The sequence below is a fragment of the Nonomuraea sp. NPDC049784 genome, from assembly GCF_040659615.1.
Taxonomy (GTDB): Bacteria; Actinomycetota; Actinomycetes; order Streptosporangiales; family Streptosporangiaceae; genus Nonomuraea.
On sequence record NZ_JBFAMX010001309.1, the window covers coordinates 1 to 1,080 of the forward strand.

At 71.1% G+C, this 1,080-nt stretch carries 2 protein-coding genes; both read left to right on the plus strand.

What is annotated here, in order from left to right; genetic code table 11:
• A partial coding sequence (locus tag AB0J09_RS65640; protein ID WP_360714721.1) for a fumarylacetoacetate hydrolase family protein occupies nt 1-691 on the plus strand: 691 nt, incomplete at its 5' end.
• Between the two features lie 74 nt (nt 692-765).
• On the plus strand, nt 766-1,080 hold a 315-nt coding region (locus AB0J09_RS65645; protein ID WP_360714723.1), incomplete at its 3' end, for an Ig-like domain-containing protein.

Here is a 1,080-nt window from a genome sequence, read left to right on the forward strand (position 1 = left end):
TCGAGCCGGTGCTCGCCGCGCGCTTCCGGCAGGAGTCCGGACGGTCCGACTTCGTCGGCGGGCCCGTGCTGGTCGGGGTGGGGGGGGGGGGGGGGGGGGGGGGGGCGCCCCCCCCCCCCCCCCCCACGGCTCGCCCGCCGGGGCGTTCGAGGACCATGTGTTCGGGGTGACGCTGGTCAACGACTGGAGCGCGCGTGACATCCAGGCGTGGGAGTACGTGCCGCTCGGGCCGTTCCTGGCCAAGTCGTTCGCCACGTCGATCTCGCCGTGGATCACGCCGCTGGAGGCACTGCCCAGGATCCCCGGCCGCCCCCAGGATCCGGAGCCGGTCGAATATCTGCGCAGGCAGGGCGACTGGGGCCTGGACATCTCGCTCGAAGTCCTGCTCAACGGGGAGGTCGTCTCGCGGCCGCCGTACTCGAGCATGTACTGGACGCCCGACCAGATGCTCGCGCACATGACGGTGAACGGGGCCTCGCTGCGTACCGGAGACCTGTTCGCCAGCGGCACAATCTCGGGACCATCGCAGGGCGAGCGCGGCTCGCTCATCGAGCTGACCTGGAACGGGAGCGATCCGCTCAAGCTCGCGAGCGGCGAGACGCGCTCATTCCTCGAGGACGGGGACACGGTGACCATCCGGGCAACCGCCGGCGACCTGACATTGGGAGAAGTTTCCGGAACTATCGGATAAGTGACTCAACGTGCTTGACTGCTGACCCACCGCTACCCTGTGGTTGACCCTCCTTCGGACCCCACAGGAGTGACATGCGGCAGGCGGTGCTGACTTGTGTCACCTTCCTCCTCCTGGTCTGCGGCTGCACGTCCGTGACGGCCGAGACCCCGCCCTCGCCACCGGTCGTGCAGGTCTCGCCGGCCTTCGACGCCAGGCGCGCCCGCACCGACCGCGGCCTCGTGGTCAGGGCGCTCGGCGGCACGCTCAGCCGGGTGGTGGTCTCCGAGGGCGGGGAGCAGGTGCCCGGCCGGCTCGACGACTCCCGCACGATCTGGCGCTCCAACTGGACGCTCAAGCCCGCGGCCGAATACACGGTGACCGCCACGGCCACGGGCGCCCGCGGCCCG